Source organism: Verrucosispora sp. SN26_14.1 (genome assembly GCF_004307965.1).
In the GTDB taxonomy this organism is placed as follows: domain Bacteria; phylum Actinomycetota; class Actinomycetes; order Mycobacteriales; family Micromonosporaceae; genus Micromonospora.
In genome coordinates, this window is the sequence record NZ_SISL01000389.1 from 1 (window position 1) to 5,451 (window position 5,451).

The following is a 5,451-nucleotide window of genomic DNA, read 5'->3' on the forward strand; positions in this document are numbered from 1 at the left end:
GGGAGGCGCAGGGGGTTAGGCGGGGGTGCGGGCTACGGCGAAGACGGACTGGCCGAAGGGCGGGCGGGCGACCTGCTCGGCGGCCTTGGTGGCGGGGAGGACGAGGGTGTCGTACACCTTCACCATCGGGCCCTCCTTCGGCATCAGCCGGAAGACCTTGGTCGCCATGAAGTAGCCGATCAGGCCGAGCGCGTTCGCGTAGTGGATCTTCTCTACCCGCAGACCGGCCTCGGTCATCGCGGCGGAGAGCGTCTTCTTCGTGTAGCGGCGCACGTGGCCGGTGGCGACGTCGGCCGGGCTCATCGCGAACTGGAACGCCGGGACGATGATGACGACCGCGCCGCCCGGGCGGACCAACTGGCCCATGGTGCGCAGCGCCGACACGTGGTCCTCGATGTGCTCCAGCACGTTGTACGACACCGCCGCGCTGTAGTCGCCCCGCTCCGTGTTGGGCAGTAGCATCTGGCGTACCTCGATGGACGGCTGGTCGGCCAGGCGCTCCTTGAGCGCGACCAGCCGGTCCGGGTCGGCCTCGGTGGCGGTGAAGCGGGGGAAGTGCTCGGCCCACTCCAGTGCGTAGTCGCCGAGCCCGCTGCCGATCTCGATCGGGTTGTCGCCCAGGTAGGGCACGGCCAGCTCGACGAACCAACGTCGGTGGTTGACCGCGGTGGCGAGGCCCTCCAGAACCTCGGACTGCACGCGCTGATCCCCAGTGATTTCTGCCATGCGTCGATTCCTCACGATATGACTCGACCCCGCGCCAGGACCGACTGAGTGAACCATCCGCCTGGAGGGCGGGAATATCGGGGCCCGCGGTGGCCGAATTACGGTCGGGTGGCTGCACGATCGGTGGTGGTCAGCGAACTCGGAAGATGTTACGCCAGTGGTCGGAAGGCCGCACGATGGCCCGATACGCCGACTACGCTCCGAATTACCATGACTACTCCTGAATCGGGCCGCTCCGCCGACGAGTCTGAGGCGCCAGGGGTGCCGGTCGGGCCACCGGAAGGCGGCCATCGTCCCAGTTCAGCGCGGTGGAGGGACGTCGCCGCCGTGGTGAGCTTCACGGTGCTCGGCTTCTGGGTCACCGCGCGGATGTGGCTCAACCCGGCCGACGGAATTCGCGACAATCAGACGGATATGGCCCAATTTCAGTGGATGATGGCGCACGGTGCGCGGGTGGTGACGGAATTCGCGTACCCGTTCTCCTCGGATCGGATGAACGTGCCGGAATCCGTCAATCTGATGGCGAATACCTCCGTTTTATCCGTTTCATTGCCGATGACGCCGGTGACCCTGCTGTTCGGCACCCGTACGTCGTTCCTGCTCTTCCTGACGCTCGGGATGATCGCCACGGCCACCGCCTGGTACTTCGTGCTCTCCCGCGTCCTCGTCGGCTCGCGCGGCCCCGCCTGGCTGGGCGCCGCCTTCTGCGCGTACGCCCCGGCGATGGTCTCGCACGCCAACGCGCACCCGAACATCGTGTCGCAGTTCGTGGTGCCGCTGATCGTCTGGCGTACCCTCCGGCTCGCCGAGCCCGGCCGCTGGCTGCGTAACGGCGTCCTGCTCGCCCTGGTGATCGTCTGGCAGGCGTTCCTGAACCTGGAGATCCTGCTGATGACCGCGATCGGTCTCGGTGTGGTCGTGGTGGCGCTGGCGATCGCCCGACCCGACCTGCGTCGACGGACCCGCACCTTCCTCGCCGGGCTCGGCGTCGCCGCCGGGATCGCACTCGTGCTGCTGGCGTACCCGCTCTACGTCCAGTTCTTCGGGCCCGGCGCCTACAACGGCCTGTCCTGGCTGATCCGGGGCTACTCCACCGACCTGGCCTCGTTCTTCACCTACGCCCGGGAGTCGGTGGGCGGCGAGGCGCTCAGCGCGGCCCGGCTGGTCAAGAACCCCACGGAGGAGAACGCCTTCTTCGGCTGGCCGCTGGTGATCCTGGTGGCGGCGATCGTGTGGTGGCTGCGGCGCAACCCGGTGGTGGTCGCGCTGGCCGGACTGGGGCTGGTCTTCGCGGTGCTCTCGCTCGGGCGGGAGATCCGCTTCGACGGCCGGGGCACCGGGATACCGGGCCCCTGGGCCGCACTGGAGGACCTGCCGGTGCTGCACTCGGTGGTGCCCACCCGCTGGTCGCTGGCGATCACGCCGATCGTCGGGCTGCTGCTCGCCTACGGTGCCGAACGGATCCGGCAGGTCGCCGCCCGGCACCCGGACCGGCGTACGCAGATCCGGTTCGGCACGGCGACCGTGCTGGCGATGGCCCTGGTGCCGGTACTGCCCACCCCGCTGCCGACCAAGCGCCTCGAACCGACCCCGGAGTTCGTCACCTCGGGGGCCTGGCGTCCCTACCTGGCCGGCGGGCGCAGCCTGGTGACCCTGCCGCTTCCCGACACCGACTACGCCGAGCCACTGCGCTGGTCGGCGCAGACCCGGTTGCGGATGCCGATCGCCCGTGGCTACTTCCTCGGCCCCGACACCCGGCCGGGCCGGGACCGGGTCGCCCTGTTCACCGCGCCGCCGCGCCCCACCAGCACCTTCTTCGCAACGATCCGGCGGACCGGCGAGGTGCCGCCGATCACCGACCAGGACCGGCGGGAAGCGGTCGAGGACCTGCGGTACTGGCGGGCCGGGGCGGTGGTCCTCGGCCCGCACGAGCAGGCCGAGGCGCTGCGGACCGGGATGACCGAACTGACCGGCGTGGAACCCACCTACACCGGCGGGGTGTGGTTGTGGGACGTCCGGCCGCTGGTCGGAGAGTGATGCTCAGGAGCTGCGGATGCAGCAGCCCTGGCAGACCTTCGGCGCGGGCAGGGTGAAAGCCAGGCAGCAGGTGCGGCGCTGCACGGTCGGCTCGCCGTTGCGGCCCGGCACCAGCTCCACCAGGTCGGCCAGGTCGAGCGCGCCGAGCAGGGTGTCGACCGCCTCGACTGCCGAGCCGGGCAGGCTGTCGGCGGCCCGCAGTACCCCGTGCGCGATGCCGGAGGCCACCGAGCCGAGCAGCGTCCGCGTACCGATCCGGACCTCGCCCTGGATGGCGGCGATCACCGGCGACAGGTGGGCGTCCAGCAGCGTGCCGCGCAGCGCGGTCAACAGGGCCTGCTCGTCGGCGAGCACCCGGACCTGGGGCAGCCCGGACAGGGCCAGCGGGTCGTTGGGCAGGACCGCGATCGGGGTGGACCGGCGCAGGCCCAGCGTGATCAGGGTGCGCGGGTCGGCGAAGTGCACGAGAGCCGCGTCGGCGTCGAGCAGCGGCACCCGTCGGGCGACGGCCCAACCGAGCACCACCGGCAGTGCCGCCCAGTAGCTGTACGCCTTCCAGGCGACCGCGGCGGAGGCGTGTGGCGTACCGCCCCAGAGGCGGACGGCCGAGCTGAGCAGCTCCGGCACCTGGGCGCCGCTGGTCAGCGTCGTCGCCGGGGCCCAACCCGCCTCGTCCGGCACGACCAGCCCGGCGGCCAGACCGGGCAGCGCGTCGGTGCCGAACATGGCCCGCAGGGCCGTGGTGACCGGGGCCAGCGGTGCGGCCGAGGCGGCGTGGACGGGCAGCACGGCTGTCACCTGATCCACCCCCGTCCGAGACCCCACTGGCCAAACTAAGGCTAGCCTAACCACACTTCCGGCATCCGGGGAACCCGGGAAGAAGGAAAAGCGAGAGGTTCGGATCACTCGACGGGCGGCGGTCACGCAGAGTGTCGCACCGGAGACTCGGGGCAGTATCGGTAGAAATCGCTCACCGGTCAAGGGTCCTGTCGAGAACATGCCAGATGTGTGCGTGATCGGCGACGCAACGTGAAACTTGATGCACCCGGCCACGAGGAAGCTGATGACGACCTCACCGCTCGATCGGGCTGCCGACTCGTTCGCCGCCGAACTCGCACGGCACCGGACGGAGCGGGGGCTGTCCAAGAAACAACTCGCCACCCTGATGGGCTTCGACCCGTCGTACGTCAGCCACGTGGAAGGGCGGCGGCACCGACCCACCGAGGACTTCGCCCGGCGCGCCGAGGCCGTCCTGGAGGCCAGCGGCGCCATCTGGCAGCGGTTCCGGGAGTACGACGACCTGCGCCACGCCCGAGTCGAGCGCCACCACCGGGAACCCGTCCTCCCCGGCCAGTGGATGCCGCCGGGCACCGGACTCATCGTCGAACGCGAGACCGCCACACTCACCCACACCGACGACTCCTACCACTGCGTCATCCGCCGGGAGCTGTACAACGCCGGCACCGAACCGGTCACGCGCTACCTGGTCCGGATCGCCGTCGACCGCTACCCGAACGACCCGGGCCGCTCCAACCGGCACCACCGGGAACACCCGCTCACCTTCGCCGAACTGCAACTGAGCGCACTCCGCGAGGAGTCCGGCGAGCGGGAGGCCATGCACTGGCGGGCCAAGCACGACCGGGACGCCTTCAAGGAGATCTGGCTGCTCTTCGAGAACGCCGACCGCCGCTTCCCGCTCTACCCGGGTCGCCGCGCCACCATCGAGTACGCGTACACCGTCGGACGGGACAAGTGGGGCCCCTGGTTCCAGCGGGCGGTCCGCGTACCCACCCGGTACCTTGCCGTACGCCTGGATCTGCCGGCGGCGCTGGACCCACAGGTCTGGGGCGCGGAGACCTCGCTCTCGGCGGAGGAGGGGCCGCTGCGCACGGCGGTGACCCGGCGGGACGAGGACGACCGGGCGATCTTCGACTGGGCGACCGACGAGCCGCCGCTGAACGCCCGCTACCGGATGCAGTGGCGCTTCCGCGCCGAGCCGGAGACTGAGCCGGAAGCCGGCCGGGTCCGGCCGTCCGACCGGATGCGCGGACTCGGTGTCGTGCAGCGCGGCGCGGACCTGCTGCGGCAGCCCGCCCGACCGTTCGACCTGCCCCGCGAGGAACACGCCGCCCGCGAGATCGTCGACCGGCTGGTCACCGCGATGGCCCGGCTGGACGAGATCCACCCCTTCACCAAGGGCGTGGGCGTCGCCGCGCCACAGCTCGACATCGGTCGCGCGGCGGCCGTGGTCCGCCCGCCCGACCGCACCGCCGAGCCCGTCGTCCTGCTCAACCCCCGGGTGGTCGAGGCCGCGCCGGACACCGACGAGCAGTACGAGGGCTGCCTCTCCTTCTTCGACCACCGTGGGCTGGTGCCCCGAGCGCTGCGGATCGACGTGGAGCACGCGCATTTCGACGGCGGACGGGTGATCACCTCGTTCGAGTTCGGCATGGCCCGCCTGGTCGCGCACGAGATCGACCACCTGGAGGGTCGGCTCTACGTCGACCGGATGGCGCCCGGCGTGCCGCTGGTGCCGATCGAGGAGTACCGGGAGACCGGGAACCCCTGGCGCTACTGACCCCTGCCGCCTGCGCGGGTGGCGCCCCGCGCCAAGGTGTGAACGGCGGACTCATGATCCGTCGGTCACGGGCTCGCGGGAGGCGCCACCGCGCCCGCCCGGGTGGGAAC

At 71.0% G+C, this 5,451-nt stretch carries 4 protein-coding genes; 2 read left to right on the forward strand and 2 right to left on the reverse strand.

Going from position 1 to position 5,451, the window contains the following annotated elements; genetic code table 11:
• Positions 1-15: 15 nt before the first annotated feature.
• Positions 16-726: a class I SAM-dependent methyltransferase gene (locus EYA84_RS25080; RefSeq protein ID WP_131055928.1), complete on the reverse strand. Its 711-nt coding sequence runs from the start codon at positions 724-726 to the stop codon at positions 16-18.
• A 210-nt stretch (positions 727-936) separates the two neighbouring features.
• Between EYA84_RS25080 and EYA84_RS25085 the strand changes: the two genes are divergently transcribed.
• Positions 937-2,763: a hypothetical protein gene (locus tag EYA84_RS25085; protein WP_131055930.1), complete on the forward strand. Its 1,827-nt coding sequence runs from the start codon at positions 937-939 to the stop codon at positions 2,761-2,763.
• Positions 2,764-2,766: 3 nt separating this feature from the next.
• Here EYA84_RS25085 and EYA84_RS25090 read toward each other — a convergent pair whose 3' ends face one another.
• Positions 2,767-3,549, reverse strand: coding sequence for a hypothetical protein (locus EYA84_RS25090; RefSeq protein ID WP_131055934.1), 783 nt, complete (start codon positions 3,547-3,549; stop codon positions 2,767-2,769).
• A 277-nt stretch (positions 3,550-3,826) separates the two neighbouring features.
• On the opposite strand from EYA84_RS25090, the gene EYA84_RS25095 reads away from it, so the two are divergent.
• Positions 3,827-5,341, forward strand: a complete 1,515-nt coding sequence (locus EYA84_RS25095; protein WP_131055932.1) for a peptide deformylase — start codon at positions 3,827-3,829, stop codon at positions 5,339-5,341.
• Positions 5,342-5,451 lie beyond the last annotated feature (110 nt).